The sequence below is a fragment of the Pseudomonas sp. genome (assembly GCF_030698175.1).
In the GTDB taxonomy this organism is placed as follows: Bacteria; Pseudomonadota; Gammaproteobacteria; order Pseudomonadales; family Pseudomonadaceae; genus Aquipseudomonas.
Genome location: NZ_JAUYNT010000031.1, coordinates 1 through 19,615, shown reverse-complemented (window position 1 = coordinate 19,615; position 19,615 = coordinate 1). Strand labels below are relative to the sequence as shown.

The 19,615-nt window shown below is 59.8% G+C and carries 15 protein-coding genes and 1 pseudogene; 8 read left to right on the top strand and 8 right to left on the bottom strand.

Annotated features, from left to right (window positions below; all coding sequences use genetic code 11):
* Both Q8R10_RS17945 and brnQ read left to right on the top strand, forming a co-directional pair.
* Nucleotides 1–136, top strand: a pseudogene (locus Q8R10_RS17945) (IS1595 family transposase); the annotation flags it as partial.
* A gap of 376 nt (nucleotides 137–512) precedes the next feature.
* Nucleotides 513–1,826, top strand: a complete 1,314-nt coding sequence (gene brnQ / locus Q8R10_RS17940; RefSeq protein ID WP_305655231.1) for a branched-chain amino acid transport system II carrier protein — start codon at nucleotides 513–515, stop codon at nucleotides 1,824–1,826.
* Nucleotides 1,827–1,875: 49 nt separating this feature from the next.
* Here brnQ and Q8R10_RS17935 read toward each other — a convergent pair whose 3' ends face one another.
* The 4 genes from Q8R10_RS17935 to Q8R10_RS17920 form a co-directional block, all read right to left on the bottom strand.
* Complete coding sequence (locus tag Q8R10_RS17935; protein WP_305655229.1) at nucleotides 1,876–2,694, bottom strand: alpha/beta fold hydrolase; 819 nt, start codon at nucleotides 2,692–2,694, stop codon at nucleotides 1,876–1,878.
* 28 nt (nucleotides 2,695–2,722) lie between these two features.
* On the bottom strand, nucleotides 2,723–5,485 hold the full coding sequence (locus tag Q8R10_RS17930) for an autotransporter outer membrane beta-barrel domain-containing protein (protein WP_305655227.1): 2,763 nt from the start codon (nucleotides 5,483–5,485) through the stop codon (nucleotides 2,723–2,725).
* A gap of 191 nt (nucleotides 5,486–5,676) precedes the next feature.
* Nucleotides 5,677–7,209 carry a glycerol-3-phosphate dehydrogenase gene (glpD, locus tag Q8R10_RS17925; RefSeq protein WP_305655226.1) on the bottom strand — a complete coding sequence of 511 codons (1,533 nt, stop codon included), beginning with the start codon at nucleotides 7,207–7,209 and terminating at the stop codon, nucleotides 5,677–5,679.
* Between the two features lie 214 nt (nucleotides 7,210–7,423).
* Entirely contained in the window at nucleotides 7,424–8,182 is a 759-nt protein-coding gene (locus tag Q8R10_RS17920; RefSeq protein WP_305655225.1) for a DeoR family transcriptional regulator, read from the bottom strand.
* A gap of 200 nt (nucleotides 8,183–8,382) precedes the next feature.
* On the opposite strand from Q8R10_RS17920, the gene ybaK reads away from it, so the two are divergent.
* Nucleotides 8,383–8,853, top strand: coding sequence for a Cys-tRNA(Pro) deacylase (gene ybaK, locus Q8R10_RS17915; protein ID WP_305655224.1), 471 nt, complete (start codon nucleotides 8,383–8,385; stop codon nucleotides 8,851–8,853).
* Between the two features lie 42 nt (nucleotides 8,854–8,895).
* Entirely contained in the window at nucleotides 8,896–10,383 is a 1,488-nt protein-coding gene (gene glpK / locus Q8R10_RS17910; protein WP_305655223.1) for a glycerol kinase GlpK, read from the top strand.
* A 103-nt stretch (nucleotides 10,384–10,486) separates the two neighbouring features.
* On the opposite strand, the gene Q8R10_RS17905 is transcribed toward glpK, so the two are convergent.
* Nucleotides 10,487–11,272 (bottom strand): type IV pili methyl-accepting chemotaxis transducer N-terminal domain-containing protein, encoded by a 786-nt coding sequence (locus Q8R10_RS17905; RefSeq protein WP_305655222.1) that lies wholly within the window; start codon nucleotides 11,270–11,272, stop codon nucleotides 10,487–10,489.
* Nucleotides 11,273–11,399: 127 nt separating this feature from the next.
* Nucleotides 11,400–12,722: a hypothetical protein gene (locus Q8R10_RS17900; RefSeq protein ID WP_305655221.1), complete on the bottom strand. Its 1,323-nt coding sequence runs from the start codon at nucleotides 12,720–12,722 to the stop codon at nucleotides 11,400–11,402.
* A gap of 415 nt (nucleotides 12,723–13,137) precedes the next feature.
* Here Q8R10_RS17900 and Q8R10_RS17895 point away from each other — a divergent pair, with 415 nt between their 5' ends.
* A complete protein-coding gene (locus Q8R10_RS17895; RefSeq protein ID WP_305655220.1) occupies nucleotides 13,138–13,917 on the top strand; it encodes a PhzF family phenazine biosynthesis protein in 780 nt (259 codons plus the stop codon).
* 41 nt (nucleotides 13,918–13,958) lie between these two features.
* Here the strand turns inward: Q8R10_RS17895 and Q8R10_RS17890 are convergent, their stop codons facing one another.
* The gene (locus tag Q8R10_RS17890) at nucleotides 13,959–15,008 is read right to left on the bottom strand and encodes an ABC transporter ATP-binding protein (protein ID WP_305655219.1); all 1,050 of its coding nucleotides are present in this window, start codon (nucleotides 15,006–15,008) and stop codon (nucleotides 13,959–13,961) included.
* Nucleotides 15,005–15,925 carry an ornithine carbamoyltransferase gene (gene argF / locus Q8R10_RS17885; RefSeq protein WP_305655218.1) on the bottom strand — a complete coding sequence of 307 codons (921 nt, stop codon included), beginning with the start codon at nucleotides 15,923–15,925 and terminating at the stop codon, nucleotides 15,005–15,007. The genes Q8R10_RS17890 and argF overlap by 4 nt, the downstream gene beginning before the upstream one ends.
* Nucleotides 15,926–16,256: 331 nt before the next feature.
* On the opposite strand from argF, the gene Q8R10_RS17880 reads away from it, so the two are divergent.
* From Q8R10_RS17880 to grxD, 3 genes are all read left to right on the top strand, one after another.
* Complete coding sequence (locus tag Q8R10_RS17880) at nucleotides 16,257–16,688, top strand: hypothetical protein (RefSeq protein ID WP_305655217.1); 432 nt, start codon at nucleotides 16,257–16,259, stop codon at nucleotides 16,686–16,688.
* Between the two features lie 137 nt (nucleotides 16,689–16,825).
* The gene (locus Q8R10_RS17875) at nucleotides 16,826–18,934 is read left to right on the top strand and encodes a molybdopterin oxidoreductase family protein (protein ID WP_305655216.1); all 2,109 of its coding nucleotides are present in this window, start codon (nucleotides 16,826–16,828) and stop codon (nucleotides 18,932–18,934) included.
* A 129-nt stretch (nucleotides 18,935–19,063) separates the two neighbouring features.
* Nucleotides 19,064–19,390, top strand: a complete 327-nt coding sequence (gene grxD / locus Q8R10_RS17870) for a Grx4 family monothiol glutaredoxin (protein ID WP_305655215.1) — start codon at nucleotides 19,064–19,066, stop codon at nucleotides 19,388–19,390.
* Nucleotides 19,391–19,615 lie beyond the last annotated feature (225 nt).

Genomic DNA, 19,615 nt, shown 5'->3' with positions numbered 1-19,615 from the left:
TGGTGTGGCGACCAAGTATCTCGTCAATTACTTGGGTTGGCGACGCATGCTAGAGCGGTATGCAAAGCGTATTCAGCCCGAGTTTTGCCTGCAAGAGGCCGTTGGGCGACCCCTTCAACAGTTAACGGGTACATAGCCTTTAAAAACCCGCTGCTGACGGCACAGTTGCCTTATCTGGCGGTCCAGCAGCTGCCGTTGGCTGAGCCGCAGTTGACCCTGGTGCCGGGAAAACCGCCGACTACATCCGCTAAGGGCGTGTGCTCCATGGCTTTATTGGTGGCGCGCTGTTGAGCCGGCTAAGTTCAGGATTGCGACATCTGCGGTTAGTGCATCGACCTGCAGCCTGATGGCGGCTGTGGTGTCGCCAGCCTTGCTTTAAGGTGGCGACCGCTGCGCTCTGTAGTCTCCACAAGAGGCTGGTTGAGTCAGGCTAAGCCGGCTGACATTGGTTTGGCGTTTCCCTGTTATCCGCCGGGAAGCCTCTGTCGACCCTTCTGCTGTGGTGAACCCCCATGCAACGCTTGCCCCATCGCGACCTGTTAGCCCTTGGCTTTATGACCTTTGCGCTGTTTCTTGGCGCCGGCAATATCATCTTTCCGCCGAGCGTTGGCATGGCTGCCGGTGAGCAGCTGTGGTTGGCCGCGCTGGGCTTTCTGCTCACCGGGGTTGGCTTGCCGCTGCTCACCGTAGTGGCGCTGGCCCGCGTTGGTGGTGGCATGCAACGCCTCACTGCACCGCTCGGGCGGCACGCCGGCGGGCTCTTTGCGGTGGTGGTGTATTTGGCCATCGGGCCCTTGTTTGCCACCCCGCGCACGGCGGTGGTGTCGTTTGAAATGGGCGTGGCGCCCTTTAGCGGCAACAGTGAAACGGCCTTGCGGCTCTACACCCTGGGCTATTTCGCCTGCGTGTTGTTCCTGTCGCTGAACCCCGGGCAACTGGTCGACCGGATCGGTAAATGGATTGCACCTCTGTTACTCAGCGCCTTATTGGTGTTGGGTGGCGCCGCCGTCTTGGTCCCGGCCGGCGCCATCGGCAGCACTGCGCCGGCCTATCAAGCCGCACCGCTGCTGCAGGGCTTTCTGCAGGGTTATCTGACCATGGACACCCTCGGCGCCCTGGTGTTTGGCATCGTGATTGCCACCGCGATCCGTGACCGCGGGGTGCGCAACGAGGCGCTGATCACCCGCTACGCCATCAGCGCCGGGCTGATCGCCGCCTGCGGTCTGTCGCTGGTCTATTTGTCGCTGTTTTACCTCGGTGCCACCAGCCAGAGCATTGCCGGCGGGGCGCAGAACGGCGTGCAGATTTTGTCCAGCTACGTGCAACACACCTTCGGCGTTGCCGGCAGTTTGTTGTTGGCGCTGGTGATTACCCTGGCCTGCTTGACCACTGCAGTCGGCCTGCTGACGGCCTGTGGCGAGTTCTTCAGCAAACTGCTGCCGCTGTCGTACCGCACGGTGGTGGTGCTGCTGGGCGTCTTTAGTTTGCTAGTGGCCAATCAGGGCCTGACCCAGCTGATCAGCGTCTCGGTGCCGGTGCTGGTGGCGCTGTATCCACTGGCCATAGTGCTGGTGGCGTTGAGCCTGGCCGATCGCCTGTGGTGCGAGCCTAAGCGGGTATTCATCCCGGTCATGGCGGTGACGCTGCTGTTCGGCCTGATGGACGGCCTGCTCGCCGCCGGCCTGAAAACCTGGGTGCCCACCGTGTTTAATCAAATGCCGCTGGCCGAGCAAAGCCTCGGCTGGCTCCTGCCGGTGGGGCTGACGCTGTTACTGGCGGCGGGTTTTGATCGTTGGCGTGGGGCTGCACTTTTGCAGGCTGAGTAACCTTGAACATTATTTGCGCGGTTTATTCTGCGTGCAGATTGGGTTGCAGCTAATTAACGGTTTTTAGTTTTGGTCTCGCGCATTCGATAGGGCGCTCACGCCATGCCCGCCAAGCGTGCAACCAGCCAAGTTGGTGGCTAACACCTGGCAATAGATGAAACTCCACGCAGCCTTGTCGGCTCAGTTGCTTGGCACTTTGCTGGATGAGTCCGGCTGGGATCACCTGGTCAGTCGCGCCGGCCAGGTGCCGCTGCTTGATGCCGGCTAATTGCCCGCTGCTCAGATTCGGTGGCAGTGACTCGGTGAGCGGTGCAAGCCCCTGCTGCTGCGCCCATTGGTTTGGGCTTAGATTGCCGGCTAGGGTCTGCAGGCTGACGATATCGGTACGCCGTTCGGCCAGCAGCAGCGCCAGGGTGGCACCGCCGGAATAGCCAATCAGCTCGAACTGCCGGTTGCCCAGGCGAGCTTTCAGCAGACTCAGGGCCGCATCCAGGCTGGCGATCACTTCGGGGGCGTAGCGGGCCGAAGTCCACCAGCGCTTGGTGCATTTATGCTCCTCAATGAACTGGCAAGGACGTGCGAGATAGACGCTGGGTCTGGGGTCTTCTAACGCCAGTTGTGCTACCAGCAAGTCGTCGGGGGTTGGGTCGAGGCTCGGGCGGTCGGCGTGAATCCAGGCGTGACCGTCGCCCTCGATATAAACCCGCAGCGACTCGTCAACCGGGCGTTCTGGCAGTGCAGCCAGTAGGGCGAATGGCTGACTCGGCAGGCGCAGCAGTTGATGGCCGCTGGCGTTGGCCAATGACTGCAGCTGGTTTTGCGAACTCTGGCAGCCGCCGAGCAGCAGCGCAAAAAACCAAGCCCGCATAAGCGGGCTTAGCTGTCGGCAACGCCGGTTAGAAATCGTAGCGAACCTTGGCGTTGAAGGTGTCGGCCGAGTAGTCGGCCTTGCCCAGGTAGTCGTAGCCCAGACCCAGGGTGATGGCCCCCAGTTCGTAGTCGACGCCTATGTTTGCCTGGTAACTGTCGCGTGTCGGGGAGCTGCCATTGGTGACGAAGGTCGAACCTCCGGCGAGGAAGGCACTGTTACTGTTCACCTGATCGGCGATCAGATCATGCCAGGCCATCAGCGTCAGCTCGGGCTTGAGTTGGCCGGCACCGAGACTCAGCTCACTGGCCAGCCGCAGGCCGGCGCCCAATTCACCGACTTCGTAGCGCTGGGCGCTGACTGCCAGGGCCGCAGCTGAGCCTTTTTCGCGGTAGCCGTCGATATCTACCCGGTTGTAACGAGCGCCGACACGCGGCTCCAGTTGCAGGCCGGGTTGTGGCGCGAAGCTATAGCCGCCGAGCAGCTCGGCACCCAGCAACTGGCTGTCGAAATTGGCCTTGGCGCGGGAGCCGCTGATGGTGCGGTTGCTGTCATTGTCAGCCTGGCCGTAGGTCAGACTGGCGTCGCTAAACCAGGCGTTCTGTGCCCAGTTGCCATACAGGCTCAGCGCCTGGGCGTCGCTTTCGGTCTTGTTGCCGGCACCGTGCACATCGCTGTCGATAAAGCTGTAGGCCAGACCCAGGGTGGTGGACTCATTCAGCTTGCCGTCGGCACCGACCAAGATGCCCTGGCTGTCGGCGTCGTAACCGGGGGTGCCACTGCGGCTGCCTTGATTGGCGTCGCTATTGAGTACCTGCAGCCAGGCCCCGGTTTCGCTCAGGCCGTCACCGGCAGAGAGACCCTGGCGCTGGGTGTTGCCACGCTGCTGCAGGGTGCCGCCGAGCAGATTGAGGTTGCTGTTTTGATTCTGGTTGAGTGCACCACTGACATCCGGTGCGAGTTGGTTGGCCAGCGCCAGCAATTGCTGATCGTTGCTGCTGGTGAAAGTCTGGAACAGCGGATCGCTGTCGTCCAGTTGGCTTACGACGTTGCCATAGAACATGCCATAAGCCGGTAGCACATGGTTGCTGGCGCCCTCTGCGCGCAAGTAATCGACGGCCTCCATGGTCGAGATACCGCCGACCATGGCGGTGATCTGAGTGTCGCTGACTTGGTAGCTGTAGACACGCAGCAGGTCGGAGAGGCTGCTGACGCTCAGGCCCTGATCCCAAGGTGGGCTTTGATCAATGATCTGATTGGCCGAGATCAGTACGTACTGGCGAGGCCCGGCCAAACGGAAATCTTGTGCTGCCGCTTTCAGGCGAATCTTATCGTTGAAGTTGATCGTGGTCGTGCCACTGACCGCCAGAATGGCGCGCTGGTTGTCGGTCTGCCGGGAAAGATTCAGATCCAGGGCGGAGTTGCCCAGCAGTTCGAGATTGCCCGTGAGTTGGCTGTGAGCTTGCGCCAGTTCGAGACTGCCGATGGCCATTTGCTTGGCCTCTATCCGAGCGCTGTCGATTAGTGCGTCATCGACGAGAAGCTGATCGAGGCCCAGCAGATCGCCGTGAACTTCACCGCCGAATAAATTCACATTGGTGTTGCCATCTCCACGAATGGCGGCGGCTCCTCCTGTCACTGATCCTCCGACATCGACCTGGGTCCAGGGGTAAAAAGATGTGTAATTGTCGGGGCTGGCGGCGACATCAATGGCCACGCCATCGGCCGTGATGGTGCCGTTGGCGATCAGTTGCAAGCTGTCATTGCCGGCCGACGTGTCTGTGGGATAGCCACTGCCGACCACGATCCCGCGACTGTTGCTACCAGTGGCCTGAATATCGCCCTGGTTGATGAGGATTTGCACATTCGCCGGATGATCGATAAATACGCCGATGCTGTCGGTGCCTTCAGTCTGGATCAATCCTTGGTTGGTGATGAAAATTGGCTCGTTTGCGGAAAGGTAACTGCCTTGCTCAACAGAAATGCCGCGACTGGCGGTACCAGAAGTGAGAATTTTGCCGTTGTTGTTCAGAGAATCAGCCGTGCTGCTATTGCTGACGCGCAAGGCGGCACTGCCGTCGCCCTGACTCTGCAGGGTGCCCTGGTTGTCCAGGTAGCCTTGCAGACTCAAGGCATTGAGGTGAATAGCGCTGCTATGGCTACCAGTAGTGGCTATCGAGCCGGTATTGAGCAGGTTGCCTAATATTTGGCTGAGGCCATCGGTGCTGATGCCCACCGCGTTATCCCCATTAGCTATTATCGCTCCGCTATTGTTGAGGTCGTCTTGAATCAAGGTAAGGCCTGATAGTCGAATACCGGCGGCACCGGTGCCGCCAACTCGGATGCTGCCCGCGTTGGCCACGGAACCAGAAATCATAACTGCATCGAAAATGCTGATCCGAGTGCCACCGATATGCAGGCCTGCCGAGTTGCGGCCCTGGCTGCTGAGTGTGCCTTCATTGATCAGTGAACCAACCATTTGCGTGAATAAAAAGGCGTAGTTGCGAAAGCGCAAGGCGCTGCCATCGTCAGCGTTTACGCTCAGGTCGGCCCTGTTGATCACGTCGCCCACTTGGTCTATCGGGAATGAGGAGAATGAGAATGGCGCATCTAGATCAACTGCGTACTCAGTACCGCTGGCTTGGCCAGTGAGGATCAGTGGCTCGTCGAAAGGAAATGGGCCGGTGACTAGAGTGGGGCTTCCCGTCAGATTCAGGGTGTCAGCAAGGGCCGGCTGCGAGGCTAGAACGGCGAGGGCAATCATGGTTTTACGGAAAGTAGGAAGGGCCACGAGCAACTCCTTGGCAGGCCTTTAAAATCGGACAGGCATGCCAGCAGCGCTACGGGGCGGGCATCCATGCAGCGGGGCATCCTACAACAGCGCAACCACAGTGCAAGCTGCTTGGGCCTAACTTTCGGCTGGCGTTTGGCCATGTCAAAAAAAGCCCCGCATTTGCGGGGCCAAGGGGATTGCTCGGGTGTTTAGGCGACGCGGGCGCCTTGCGGGCTGTGCTGCAGTAAGTAGTGGTCCAGCTTGGTTTGTTGGCTGGCGGTCATAAACAGGCCGAGCTTGCTGCGCCGCCAGAGGATGTCGGCGCTGCACTTGGCCCATTCCTGTTGGCACAGGTAGTCGACTTCGCGCACATAGAGGCCGGCGCCCAGGTGCTCACCCAGATCGCTGAGGTTGCTGACGCCATCCAGCAGTTGCCACACACGGCTGCCGTAACTGCTGGCCCAACGCTTGGCCAGGGGTTGTGGCAGCCAACCGAACTGCTGGCAGAGGCGCTCGCTGAGTTCGCTGACGCTGCTCATCTGCTCGCCGCCGGGCAGCGGCGCGCTGGCGGTCCAGCTGGCGCTCATCTTGGGGAAGTACGTCGACAGTTGGCTCAGGGCCGACTCGGCCAGCTTGCGGTAGGTGGTCAGTTTGCCGCCGAATACCGACAGCAGCGGCGCTTCGCCCGGCAAGCCGGACAGCGCCAGGGTGTAGTCGCGGGTCACGGCGGACGGATCGTTTGACTCGTCATCACAGAGCGGGCGCACGCCGGCGTAGGTGTGGACGATGTCGGCGCGGGCCAGTGGCTGCTTGAAGTGGTTGTTGACCACGCTCAGTAGGTAGTCGATTTCGCCCTCGGTGATTTTCACCTTGGCAGGGTCGCCCTGGTACTCGTGGTCGGTGGTGCCGATCAGGGTAAAACGCTCCAGGTACGGAATGGCGAAGACAATCCGGCCATCCTCGTTTTGCAAAATATAAGCTTCTTCACCGTCAAACAGCCGTGGCACCACGATGTGACTGCCTTGAATCAAACGGATGCCGTAGGGCGATTGTTGCCCCAGGTCTTCCTTGATAAAGCGCGCCACCCAAGGGCCGGCGGCATTTACCAAGGCGCGGGCGCGGATCGAGTAGCGGCTGCCATCGCTGCGCTCCAGATGCAGGTGCCACAGGCCTTTGCTGCGCCGGGCGCTGACGCAACGGGTCTGGGTGTGCACATGGCCGCCGTGTTCGCGGATGGCCATGGCGTTCAGCACCACCAGGCGGGAATCGTCGACCCAGCAATCGGAGTATTCGAAGCCGCGAGTGATGCTGGCCTTGAGCGGGCTGCCAGCGCCGAAGCGCAGGCCGCGCGAACCGGGTAATTTTTCCCGTTTGCCCAGGTGGTCGTAAAGAAACAGTCCAGCGCGAATCATCCAGGCCGGGCGCAGGTGTGGGCGGTGCGGCAGGATAAAGCGCAGCGGTTTGACGATATGCGGAGCTTTGGCCAGCAGCACTTCGCGTTCGGCCAAGGCTTCACGGACCAGGCGAAACTCGTAATGTTCCAGATAGCGCAGGCCGCCGTGGATCAGTTTGCTGCTGGCCGAGGAGGTGTGTTGCGCCAGGTCGTCTTTTTCGCAGAGAAACACCGACAGGCCGCGCCCGGCAGCATCGGCGCCAATCCCGACGCCATTGATGCCGCCACCGATAACGGCCAGGTCATAGACTTCGGCGAGAGGATCAACGGTGTTGGGTGAAGTAGGCATGCGGGCACCAATAGTCAAAATCGAACGCGTGAATGTTCACTTTCGAAAACAGCCTAATCGAAAGCGCGCAATCTGGCTAGCCTGGTGCGCGCTTTCGCGCCAAGTGGTTATTTGAGCATAGCAATCGAGCCGGATTTGGCCGGGTGTTAGCGCGAGTCACGGGCGGCCGCTAGTGCGCCGTTGGGCGCTAGGGAAGGGCTTGTTGCGCTGCCGGTCAGTGCACTTCGAGCTGGATCTTCTGCTCGTGCAGCAAACGGCTGATGGCCGGGGCGGGCGCGTGGTCGGTGAACACTTTGTCGACCAGGCTGATCGGACCCAGGCGCACCACGGCATTGCGGCCGAACTTGCTGGAGTCGGCGGCCAGGAACACTTGCCGGGCGTTGTCGATAATCGCCTGGGAAACCCGCACTTCCTGGTAATCGAAGTCGAGCAGGCTGCCGTCGTCGTCAATGCCACTGATGCCGACCAGGGCGAAGTCGACTTTAAACTGGCAGATAAAATCCACCGCCGCCTGGCCGACTACGCCGCCATCGCTGCGCACCGTGCCACCGGCCAGCAGCACTTCGAAATCGGCTTTGGCGCTGAGCAGGGCGGCCACATGCAGGTTGTTGGTGATGATTTTCAGGCCGTGGTGATTGAGCAGCGCCCGGGCAATGGCTTCGGTGGTGGTGCCGATATTGATAAACAGCGAGGCGTGATCGGGGATCTGCGCGGCTATGGCCTCGGCGATCCGCTGTTTTTCCTCGCGCATAAGTTCGGCGCGCATGCCATAGGCGCTGTTTTCGATGCTCGAGGCGGCGCTCGCCGCGCCGCCGTGGGTACGGCGCAACAGGCCCAGTTCGGCCAGTTGGTTGATGTCGCGACGAATGGTTTGCGGGGTCACCGCAAAGGCTTGGGCCAGTTCATCGATGCTGACATAACCGCGTTCGCGGGCATGTTCGAGGATGCTTTGTTGGCGCGGCGCTAGGCTCATAGGGGCTCCCTGGGAATGCCGGGCAGTATACAACTGATCAGCGGCATGCCGGCGTTGCGGTTGGCTGTGCGAGTGGCGACTAAGGTTGGTTAGTGCAGGGGTTACCTGAGGTTTTTCACATCGGTGTTATTCGTGCTGCTGCCCTGCGTTGAATTTTCCGCTAAGGTAGTAAACTTTTTCGACTATTTTCGTTATCGAACATGACCCCAGCCATCCAGTTACTGAAGAGAGCCCGAGCTGAGTACCAGGTGCACAGCTATCAGCACGATCCGCAGTCGAGCTCCTATGGCTTGGAGGCGGTCGAGAAGCTTAATTTGCCTGCCGCGCAGGTGTTCAAGACCTTGCTGGTAGTGACGGAGAAGGCAGAATTGCTGGTGGCGGTAGTGCCGGTGGCTGGCAGTCTCGACCTCAAAGCGCTGGCCCAGGCGGCCGGGGTGAAGAAAGTTGAGATGGCCGATCCGCAGGCGGCGCAGCGGGCCACCGGTTATTTGCTCGGTGGCATCAGCCCCCTGGGGCAAAAAAAACGTTTGCGCAGTTTTATTGATGAGTCCGCCAGGCAGCAGCCGAGCATTTTTGTCAGCGCCGGCCGGCGCGGGCTGGAAGTGCAATTGAGCGCGGCCACCTTGGAGCAATACAGTAACGCCCAGTTCGCCGCCATCGGCCGCGAGTAACCTTGGCCCTAATTTCGCTGAACAATAATAAGGATGAATCTCATGGCGCATTACCTTCTAGCCATCGATCAGGGCACTTCCAGCAGCCGCGCCATCGTGTTTAGCGCCCAAGGCTTGCCGGTGGCCAGTGCCCAGCAGGAGTTCAAACAGTATTTCCCCCAGGATGGCTGGGTCGAGCATGACGGTGAGGAGCTGTGGCTGAGCACCCTCAAGGTCTGCCGCGAGGCTCTGCAGAACAGCGGTTTGACCGCCAGCGAGATTGCCGCCATCGGCATTACCAATCAGCGTGAAACCACTTTGGTGTGGGATGCGCAAAGCGGTAGGCCGATTCATCCGGCGATTGTTTGGCAGGACCGGCGCACCGCCGATTACTGCGCCGAGTTAAAAGCCGCCGGCCATGAAAGCGCGGTGGCTAGCAAGACCGGCTTGTTGATTGACCCGTATTTTTCTGCGACCAAGCTGCGCTGGATTCTCGACACCGTGCCCGGTGCCCGCGAGCGCGCCGAGCGCGGAGAACTGCGCTTCGGCACGGTCGACAGCTTTTTGCTCTGGCGCCTGACCGGCGGCCAGTCGCACAAGACCGATGCCACCAATGCCTCGCGCACCCTGCTGTTTAATATCCACAGCCAAGAGTGGGATGAAGAGCTGCTGGCGCTGTTTGATATTCCCCGCAGCCTGTTGCCGGAGGTGCTCGACTGCGCCGCCGACTTTGGCCACACCCAGGCCGAGTTGCTCGGTGCCAGCATCCCGGTGTTGGGCATGGCCGGTGATCAGCAGGCGGCCTTGATCGGTCAGGCCTGTTTTCAGGCGGGCATGGTCAAGAGCACCTATGGCACTGGCTGCTTTATGATCCAGAACACCGGCACCACCCCGATCAGCTCCAAGCATCGGCTGCTGACCACCGTGGCCTATCGCTTGAATGGCCAAGTTAACTACGCGGTGGAGGGCAGTATTTTTGTCGCCGGCGCGGCGGTGCAATGGCTGCGCGACGGCATCAAGTTGATCAGCCATGCCCGCGAGAGTGAGGCGATGGCCGAACAAACCGGCGATGCCTGCGGGGTGTACTTGGTGCCGGCCTTTACCGGCCTCGGCGCGCCCTATTGGGACCCGAAAGCCCGTGGTGCGATCTTCGGTTTGACCCGCGATACCGGGATTAAAGAGATAGTCACCGCCGGCCTGCAGGCGGTCTGCTACCAAACCTGTGACCTGCTCGAGGCCATGCGCCAGGACGGCGCCGCGGCGCCCAGTGCTTTGCGGGTGGACGGTGGCATGGTGGAAAACAACTGGGTCATGCAGTTTTTGGCCGACATTCTCGGGGTGCCGGTGGAGCGTCCAGAAGTCACCGAAACCACCGCACTGGGGGTGGCTTATCTGGCCGGTTTACAGGCCGGTTGGTACAGCAGCCTGGAAGAGATCGCCAGCCATTGGCACTTGCAGCGCCGCTTCACGCCACGCATGGCCAGCGCCCATCGGGCTAATCTCTACCGTGGTTGGTTGGATGCGGTGAAGCGGGTGCGCAGCGACGGTTGATTGGCTACGTGCGCCAGCGTTTTTAAGGACTATGTACCCGTTAAGTGTGCAAGGTCATAGCCCTCGGCCTTCCTCCCAACAGTTAACGACCACATAGCCTTGCTTAGGAGTCGGCGCGCATCACCGCTTCATAGGCGCTGGTGAGTTCATTCATCTGTCGCAGCAGGGTTTCGGTGGTGGTGGTAATTACCGTCGGCACATAGCGCGAGTCATTCGACAGGCGAAAGCCTGCCCGTGAGAAGGTCCATTGCGCCTCGACCTTGTGCAGCGCCGCGCTGATTTCCGGGGTGTTTTGTGGGGCGTTTTGTAGCTCGCTCAGGGCCCGGTCGAACTCATCCACTGCTTGCTGAAATTGTTGCTCCAGCTCGGTTCCCGGCAGGCGCCAACTGCGCGCCAGATACAGCTTGGCGATACGCTGGCTGAGCATCCGTTGGCGACCGCTGCGGTTGACCAGCACGGCGGAGCTGCTGCCGGTGTGTTTTTGAATCAGCTGCACGACTTTTTCGCATTGGCCCAGCAGTTGATCGCTGAGCGCCAGCACTTGCGGGGCGTTTTCACGGCTCGGGCTGTTGAGTAATAACTGCCGGTACTCTTGCCAGATGCTGTTGGCGGTGGCCAGTGCCTGGCGGATTTCAGTGTTGGGGGCGTAGTCATTCAGGGCCTGATAGTTGCTCTCAAACTTGGCCAGGCTCTGGTCGAATTGTTCATTGGCGACTTCGGCGCGCACGCCTGAGCCGATCATCAGGTAGGTCTTGGCCATGCGTTGGCTGAGCATGCGTTGCATGCCCGACAGGTTCATCGCCTCGGCGTCATTGATGGTTGCCGAACAGGGCAAGGCAAACAACGCGCCGAGCAGTAACAGTGCAGTGGGCAGTAGGGATAGGCGCATGGTGCTGCTCCTTGAAATGCGGGCGGTCAGCGTCACGCAGTACCTTTGTAGCTGCGTGAGCGGAACCTGAACTGGCGCGCTGCCTGTTTAGCCGTGGCGAGCAAGAAGCGCGCTGCTAGCGCTTAGGCTATAGGTAGGTGTACTGCAGTTGCAGCCAGAACTTCTGGGTGTCGACGTTATTGAAGGTGCTCAGCGCGTTGTCGGCCGAGTCGTAATTGGCGTATTTGACTAGCGCGACCAAGCCCGGCACGGCAGGGATAGGGCGGGCATAGGACAGGTTTAACTCCTCACCGTAGTTGTCGCCACCTTGTTGGGCGGAGAAGTCGTGGTAGACCGCCTCCACCTTGCCACCCAGCAAGGGTATGGTCGCGCCTAGGTAGGCGTCTTCAATGCCGTCGGTCGGGGTGGTTAGAAACACGTCTGCCCAACCCTGGAAGGCGTGTTTAGTGGCCAGTGGGGTCTGGAAGGCGAGGTTGTTATTTTTAGCGCTCTTGCCGTTTTCACCACCGCCGAGCACTTCATAACCGCCTTTTAGAGCCACGGTTCCCACTGTGTAACCGAGTTCAGCCAGGTAGTAATCGCTGTCGAGTTGGTTTGGGTTGTCGCCATAGTCTTCTTGCTGGGCGTATTCGGCGGCGTAGGTGAAACCTGCGACGAGGCCAGACAAGCGCAGGCCGGTCGTCTGGCTCGACAAGGTGCCAACCGGGGTTGAGGCTTTGCCATCCACCGCGATGTTGTCCAAATCGAGCAGGTAGTTGTAACCGGTCAGGGTCAGTTGTGGCGTGCCGCGAAAATCGCGCATGAGCACATACTGGGCGTTAAACAGTTTGCTGTGGCCGTTGATATTGGCTGGGTTGGTTTTGTTGTCGTACTTGCCGTTTTCCGGGCCCCAGATGGTGTTGATGTTATCGATGTAAGCGGTGGTCAGGGTCAGGCCGGTAATGGGTTTAAATTGCAGTAAACCGCCGTCGAAGGTCTGCTCGTTTTGCCGCCATGCAACGCCGCCAATAAAGCGTTGGTTGTCAAGGTTGATGCGCTGGCGACCGCCGATGGCGGTGCCATATTTGTGGTCATAACGCAGTAAGGCTTGGTTGATTTCGGTGCCGTCCGGATCGGCGACTGCCGAGTATTCTTTTTGCCCGTTACGGGTGGAGTTAAACGACTCGTTACCGATGCGGGTGACGTTGTCGGCCTCAATCAAAGACGACAGGCCGTACCACTTGCCGGTTTGAAAGCCTAAACGGGTGCGTACGGTCTGGGCATCGGCTTGCTTGAGTTCGGGTTTACCCTTGACGGCATCTTGATCGACATATTCATAGCGATAACGTTCTTCGAAGATCAGCCGACCTTGGCCGAGGATATTGCCGAGGCTTTCTTCGGCGACGGCGTTGTGGCTGAGGGTGGCGCTGCTGATGGCTAGGCAAAGTAAGGACAGTTTAACTGGGCGCATGGCAAGTTTCCTTGGGACCGAAAAGGCAAAAAAAACGTCACGGCTCCCTGGGCTTTTAAGCAAAGCCGGGTTCCATGACGTCATTGTCGGTTTGGCAGACACGCCGTTGTGCTGACCGAAGCTGGTAATTGCAGATTCTGTGCCACGTTTTTATATTGTTGTTTTTTAAAGGTATTTTGTATTTTTGTGACGAGGGTTAAGGCTTTTTGATGACGGGCTGCGCACCGTTCTTGCGCCTGCTGCTGGCCTGGGGCGCAAAATCTGGGCAGCGGCTCAATGCTGCCGTGGCACAGGCTTTGCCGAGTATTTCTGACTGTAGCCATGAAAAAAACTACGACTGTAGTGGTCTCTGGAAGTCTTGTGCGGTCATGCTCGGGCGTCGGTGTCGAACGCTTATTGAGGCAAGGAGAGGGGTATGCAATTGGATTTTCATCAGGTCGATGCTTTTAGCCAAAGCGCATTCGCGGGCAATCCGGCGATGGTCTATCGCCTGGATGCCTGGCTCAGCGATGAGTTGATGCAGCAGATCGCCGCCGAGCACAACTTGGCGGAAACCGTTTTTGTCGTGCGTGAGGAGGGCGCTTGGCGGATTCGCTGGTTCACTCCGGTCACCGAGGTGCCCCTGTGCGGGCATGCAACGCTGGCGGCGGCGCATGTGCTATTTGAGGTGTATGACGAGCCGGGAGCACGGCTTGAGTTTATCGGCCAAACCGGGCTGCTCAGTGTGAGCCGTGAAGGCGGCATGTTGGTGCTCGACTTTCCCGCCCTGCGCGCACAACCGCTGGCCGTTAGCGTGGAACTAGAACAGGCGCTAGGGGTGAGCGTGGTGGCCGTGTTGGCGGCGGATAAGCTGCTAGCGGTGCTCGACAGTGAGCACAGTGTGCGTGCCTGCCAGCCGGATTTCGCCGCGCTGGCCCGCTTGCCGTGGCAGGGGGTGATTATTACCGCGGCGGGTGAGCAACATGATTTTGTCTCGCGGTTTTTTGCCCCTGCCGCGGGTATTAATGAAGACCCTGTTACCGGCTCGGCGCATTGCAGCCTGATCCCTTATTGGGCGCAGCGCTTGGACAAAACTGAGTTGTCGGCCTACCAATGCTCCACGCGCGGCGGCGAGTTGCACTGTCGGTTGGAGGGGGCGCGGGTGAAGATTGGCGGTTATGCGCGCTTGGTGGCCAGCGGCCGACTATGGCTGTGAGTGCTCGGCTTTAGCTATTAGCGCGACAGCTTGCATCCGCCCTAGTCCGCCACCTGGAACACCACCAGATGATCGGCGGCAATCCGAATGCCGAGGTTCTGCCCCGTTTCCAAGTCGACATGGCTGGGCAGAATCGATTCCAGCAGGCTGCCTGTCGCCAGTTGCAGGCGATACAGGGTGGCGGCGCCGAGAAAGGTCTTGGCCACAATCCGCGCCTGCAGCGGGCTGTCGGGGTCGTAGACAATATCGTCGGGACGCAGCAACACATCCACCGCACTGCCGTTGGGCCACAGGTAGGCGCGGTTACCGTGAATGACCCCAAGCTCGGTCTGCACGGTATCGGGCGACAGCAGTTGGCCGCGGATGAAATAACCCTGGCCAATAAAGCTGGCCACAAAGGGCGTGAGCGGCTCGTGATAGAGGTTAAACGGGGTGTCCCATTGCTGCAGGCGGCCCTGGTTAAATACCCCAACGTGATCGCTGACGGCAAACGCCTCTTGCTGGTCGTGGGTGACCAGGATGGCGCTGATGCCACGCAGTTTGAGGATTTCGCGCACCTCTTGGCTGAGCTTGCGGCGCAGCTCGCCATCGAGGTTGGAAAACGGCTCGTCGAGCAGCAGCAGTTGTGGCTCTGGCGCCAAGGCTCGGGCCAGAGCCACGCGCTGCTGTTGGCCGCCAGACAGCTCATGGGGGTAGCGCTGGCCGAGCAGGTCGAGTTTGACCAGCTCCAATAACTCGCGGGTGAGTTGCTGGCGTTGCGGGTGCTGGCGGATGCCAAAGGCGACGTTCTGCGCCACCGTCAGGTGCGGGAACAGCGCGTAATCTTGAAACACCATGCCAATTCGGCGCTTCTCCGGAGCCAGGGTAAAGCCGGGGCGCGAGATTACTTGGCCGGCCAGGCTGATCTCACCTTGCTGCACGGCCTCGAAGCCGGCAATTGCCCGTAACGTGGTGGTTTTTCCGCAGCCGGAGGGGCCGAGTAAACAGCCAATATCGCCAGCATTCAGGTGCAGATTGAGCTCGCTGACCACCCGTTGCCCGCGGTAACCGCAGCTGAGGTTACGCAGGGCTAACAGCAAAGGGTGGCTCATGCGTGGTGATAAGCCGGTTCAACCAGCAGTTCGAGCAAGGCTTTTTGCGCGTGCAAGCGGTTCTCGGCTTGATCCCAGGCCACCGAGCGCGGGTCGTCGAGCAGGTCCAGGCTGATTTCCTCGCCACGGTGGGCGGGCAGGCAGTGCATAAAGAGTACGTCGCTGGCGGCCAGGTCGAGCAACTCGCGGGTCACTTGGTAGGGTGCGAACAGTTGCAGGCGCTTGGCGGTTTCCTCTTCCTGGCCCATTGAGGTCCACACGTCGGTGCTCACCAGGTGCGCGCCGGCTACGGCTTGGCGTGGATCGCGCAGCACCTGCACACGTTCGCCGGCCATGGCCAGAAAACGCGGATCTGGCTCGTAACCCTCGGGGCAGGCGATGCGCAACTGGAAGTCGAACTGCAGGGCGGCTTCGATATAGCTGTTGCACATATTATTGCCGTCGCCAATCCAGGCCACGGTTTTGCCCTGGATGCTGCCGCGCTGCTCGAAGAAGGTTTGCATGTCGGCCAGCAGCTGGCAGGGGTGCAGGTCGTCGGACAGCCCGTTGATCACCGGTACCCGCGAGTGGGTGGCAAATTCGGTCAGGGTGCTGTGGGCGAAGGTGCGGATCATCACCGCGTCGAGCATGCTCGACATGACTATGGCGGCGTCGCTGACCGGCTCACCACGGCCCAGCTGAGTGTCGCGTGGCGAGAGAAAAATCGCCTGGCCACCCAGTTGGATCATCCCGGCTTCAAACGACAGGCGGGTGCGGGTCGAGGCTTTTTCGAAAATCATCCCGAGCACGCGGTTTTTCAACGGCTCGAACAACACGCCCCGGTTACGCAGGGTTTTCAGTTCGATACCACGGCGAATCAGGCTGCTCAACTCTGCGGGGGTACAGTCCAGCAGTGAGAGAAAGTGCCTTGCGCTCATCATTAACTACCTTGATTACTACAGCTCGCTGGCACCAAAACTAGGTTTTCACGAAAAAAACCACAGGAGCCAACGGCGCGGGCCGCACAGTGCGGCGAATAGGGAAGGGCGCGATCTTATAAGGAAGTTACGCATCGGTGCAAATTGTCCCGACGTTTGCATCCGCCGTCAGGCTGCAAGCCTTTTGTTAGTTCGCCGTGCGAACTGTCACAAAAAGGACATCTTGCCTTGTTCATGGAGGGGGGCACTGTTAGTTTGCCTGCGCAATTTATGGGCAATGAACTGCCTTCCCCCTCGCGGGGGTCTCTATGGAATGTAAAAAGGAATTTTTATGAAGCGCGTTATCTCTGTCGCTGCTATCTCGGCCTTCGCTCTGTTGACCGGTTGCGCCAGCCAAAACTTTAGTCAGCCGACTGCACCGCTGAATGGTGAAGTGACTACCAACCTGAAAGCCGACGTAAAAGTGGGCGAGCTGATCGAAGGTCAATCTTCGGTGAACGTACTGTTCGGTTTCTTCAAACTGGGTGGTGATACTCAATTCGCCGATGGCGTTTCTTACGGTGGCGGCGAAGGTGGTTTTGCTCTGGGTCTTGACCCAGTTGCCGATGCCAAATCAGCTGCAGCTTTCAAGGCCGTTAAAGCCTCGGGTGCTGACCTGATCGTTGCGCCGCGCTACGAAGTAAGCGTGCAGGACTACAAGGTTTACAAAACCGTAACCGTTAAAGTAACTGGCAACAAAGGCACCATTAGCTCTATCCAGTAAGGGTTGAGCTGAATCGGCCGGGCTAATACCGGCCGATTCATAAGATCTAGCGAACTAGCGTAGCCCCCCTCCAGCCTCCATAGTCTTGACTGTACTGATCTGCATGATCATTTAGCGCAAGAACTTTGAGGCCCGCCATGAGCAAAACCCTCCATCACCGCGCCTGTCATCTGTGTGAAGCGATTTGTGGTTTAACCATCGCCACGCAAACCGAGGCTGACGGCAGCACACAGATTCTGTCGATCAAGGGCGATGCCGAGGACAGCTTTAGTCGCGGCCATATCTGCCCGAAAGCCGTGGCCTTGCAAGATATTCAGAATGACCCCGATCGCCTGCGCCAACCGATGCGCCGCGTCGGCAGCGAATGGCAAGCCATCGAGTGGGAGGAGGCGTTCGAGCTGGTCGCCAACCGCCTCGCCGATATTCAGGCGCGCCACGGGCAGAATGCAGTCGCCACCTATCATGGCAACCCCAGCGTGCATAACTACGGGCTGATGACCCACAGCAATTATTTCCTAGGTTTACTGAAAACCCGCAGCCGCTTTTCCGCCACCTCGGTGGACCAGTTGCCCCATCATCTGGTCAGCCTGCAGATGTACGGCCATGGTTTCCTGCTGCCGATCTGCGATATCGACCACAGCGACTTTATGCTGATTCTCGGCGGCAACCCCTTGGCGTCCAACGGCAGCATCATGACAGTTCCGGATGTGGAGAAACGCCTGAAGGCGATTCAGGCGCGGGGCGGCAAGCTGGTGGTGGTCGACCCGCGGCGCAGCGAGACGGCGGCCATCGCCGATCAGCATGTGTTTGTCCGTCCGGGGCAGGATGCGGCGCTGTTATTTGGCCTGCTTAATACCCTGTTCGAAGAAGGCCTGACCCGCTCCAGTCATCTGCCAATAGCGGGCTTGGACGCGGCCCGTCAGGCCATTGCCGGCTTTACCGCCGAGGCCATGAGTGCGCGCTGCGGTGTGCCGGCTGAAAGCATTCGTCAGCTGGCCCGCGACTTCGCCGCCGCCGACAAGGCCGTGTGCTATGGCCGTATGGGCGTTTCCACCCAAGCCTTCGGCACCCTCTGTCATTGGCTGATCCAGTTGATCAATCTGGTCACCGGCAACCTCGATCGCGAGGGCGGGGCGTTGTGCACCGAGGCGGCCATTGACCTGACGACTTCCAGCTCCGGTACCCACTTCGACCGCTGGCGCAGCCGCGTTTCCGGATTGCCCGAGTACAGCGGCGAGTTCCCGGTAGCGGCGTTGGCCGAAGAAATGCTAACGCCGGGGGAAGGGCAGATCCGTGCGCTGGTGACTGTGGCCGGCAATCCGGTGCTATCCACCCCCAATGGCCGCCAGCTGGAGCGGGCCTTGGACGGCTTGGAGTTTATGCTCAGCATTGATTTTTATATCAATGAAACCACTCGTTACGCCGATCTGATTCTGCCGCCTACCGGGCCGCTGGAACATGATCACTACGACACCACCTTTAATTCCTTTGCGGTGCGCAATGTCGCCCGTTTCAACGAGCCGGTGCTGGCCAAGCCGGCTGGCGCGCTGCACGATTGGGAAATCCTGGTGGGTCTGGCCAAGGCCTTTGCAGCCAAGCTTGAGGTGGAACTGAAACCGACCATGGCGCCGGCGCAGATGATCGACATGGGCCTGCGCATGGGCCGCTATGGCGACAAGTCCGAGCACCAGTTATCCCTGGCCAAGCTGCAAGAGCTGCCCCATGGCATTGATTTGGGTGCGCTCAAGCCCAACCTGGCAGAGCGCCTGAGGACTCCGGACAAAAAAGTCCAGGCGGCGCCGGCCTTGCTCTTGAACGATCTGCCGCGCTTTGCCGCGCAGCCGGTGCCGGGTGCCGGTGAATTGCTGCTGATCGGCCGTCGCCATGTGCGCAGCAATAACTCCTGGATGCATAACTACCACCGCCTGGTGAAAGGCAAGCCGCGTCATCAACTGTTGATGCACCCAGACGACTTGGCTGCGCGCGATCTGACCGATGGCCAGCGCGTGCGGATTAGCTCGCGGGTCGGGATGATTGAGGTGGAGGTCGCGCAAAGTACCGACATGATGCCGGGCGTGGTCAGTTTGCCGCATGGTTGGGGGCACGACCGGTCGGGGGTACAGTTGGCCATTGCCGGCGCGCTGCCGGGCGCCAGCGTCAACGACCTAACTGATGAGCGGGCCTTGGATGCGGTGTCGGGCAATGCTGCGCTGAATGGCCTGCCGGTTGAAGTGGTGGCGGCCTGAAACGGCTGTCGATTTGCGCTGCGCAGTTGATCGTAGAGCCCGAGCGCGGTACTCGGCTTTGCGATACAATTGCCGCAGTGTGCCGGCGAAGGGCCGGCCAGAGCGTTAAACGTCCTGTTGAGGTGCCCCGTGGATATCATTGAAACCATCAAAGAACAGATCGCCAACAACACTGTGTTGTTGTACATGAAGGGTTCGCCAAACGCCCCGCAGTGTGGCTTTTCGGCTAAAGCCACCCAGGTGGTAATGGCCTGCGGCGAAAAATTCGCCTACGTCGATATTCTGCAAAACCCAGAAATTCGCGCCAACTTGCCGAAATACGCCAACTGGCCAACTTTCCCACAATTGTGGGTAGGCGGCGAATTGGTTGGCGGCAGCGACATCATGGTGGAGATGTTTGATAAGGGCGAACTGCAGACCCTGATCAAAGACGCCACCAGCAAAGCCAGCGCTTAACGCGCCGCTTTGCCCAACAAAAAACCCGCCTGGTGCGGGTTTTTTGTTGTCTGCGCTAGGGTCTGTTGCCGTTTCATTGCGAGCCGCGTTGCCGCGAGAAATGGCCCCCGGTTAGGCGCAGGACGCAGGTAATGGTTATTCCCTTGCCAAGTCCTGCAACAACAGCGGGGGCCATTTCCCGCGCAACCCGAAGGGCCGGGCCTGTTTTTGCGCGATGCGGCGTTT

What these genes read in the sequence shown, in the direction of transcription:
- Q8R10_RS17920 (WP_305655225.1), bottom strand. Translation starts at nt 8,182, where the DNA reads ATGAGCCTAGCGCCGCGCCAACAAAGCATCCTCGAACATGCCCGCGAA.
- argF (WP_305655218.1), bottom strand. Translation starts at nt 15,925, where the DNA reads ATGAGCGCAAGGCACTTTCTCTCACTGCTGGACTGTACCCCCGCAGAG.
- glpD (WP_305655226.1), bottom strand. Translation starts at nt 7,209, where the DNA reads ATGCCTACTTCACCCAACACCGTTGATCCTCTCGCCGAAGTCTATGAC.
- Q8R10_RS17895 (WP_305655220.1), top strand. Translation starts at nt 13,138, where the DNA reads ATGCAATTGGATTTTCATCAGGTCGATGCTTTTAGCCAAAGCGCATTC.
- brnQ (WP_305655231.1), top strand. Translation starts at nt 513, where the DNA reads ATGCAACGCTTGCCCCATCGCGACCTGTTAGCCCTTGGCTTTATGACC.
- Q8R10_RS17880 (WP_305655217.1), top strand. Translation starts at nt 16,257, where the DNA reads ATGAAGCGCGTTATCTCTGTCGCTGCTATCTCGGCCTTCGCTCTGTTG.
- Q8R10_RS17935 (WP_305655229.1), bottom strand. Translation starts at nt 2,694, where the DNA reads ATGCGGGCTTGGTTTTTTGCGCTGCTGCTCGGCGGCTGCCAGAGTTCG.
- glpK (WP_305655223.1), top strand. Translation starts at nt 8,896, where the DNA reads ATGGCGCATTACCTTCTAGCCATCGATCAGGGCACTTCCAGCAGCCGC.
- ybaK (WP_305655224.1), top strand. Translation starts at nt 8,383, where the DNA reads ATGACCCCAGCCATCCAGTTACTGAAGAGAGCCCGAGCTGAGTACCAG.
- Q8R10_RS17900 (WP_305655221.1), bottom strand. Translation starts at nt 12,722, where the DNA reads ATGCGCCCAGTTAAACTGTCCTTACTTTGCCTAGCCATCAGCAGCGCC.
- Q8R10_RS17890 (WP_305655219.1), bottom strand. Translation starts at nt 15,008, where the DNA reads ATGAGCCACCCTTTGCTGTTAGCCCTGCGTAACCTCAGCTGCGGTTAC.
- Q8R10_RS17905 (WP_305655222.1), bottom strand. Translation starts at nt 11,272, where the DNA reads ATGCGCCTATCCCTACTGCCCACTGCACTGTTACTGCTCGGCGCGTTG.
- Q8R10_RS17875 (WP_305655216.1), top strand. Translation starts at nt 16,826, where the DNA reads ATGAGCAAAACCCTCCATCACCGCGCCTGTCATCTGTGTGAAGCGATT.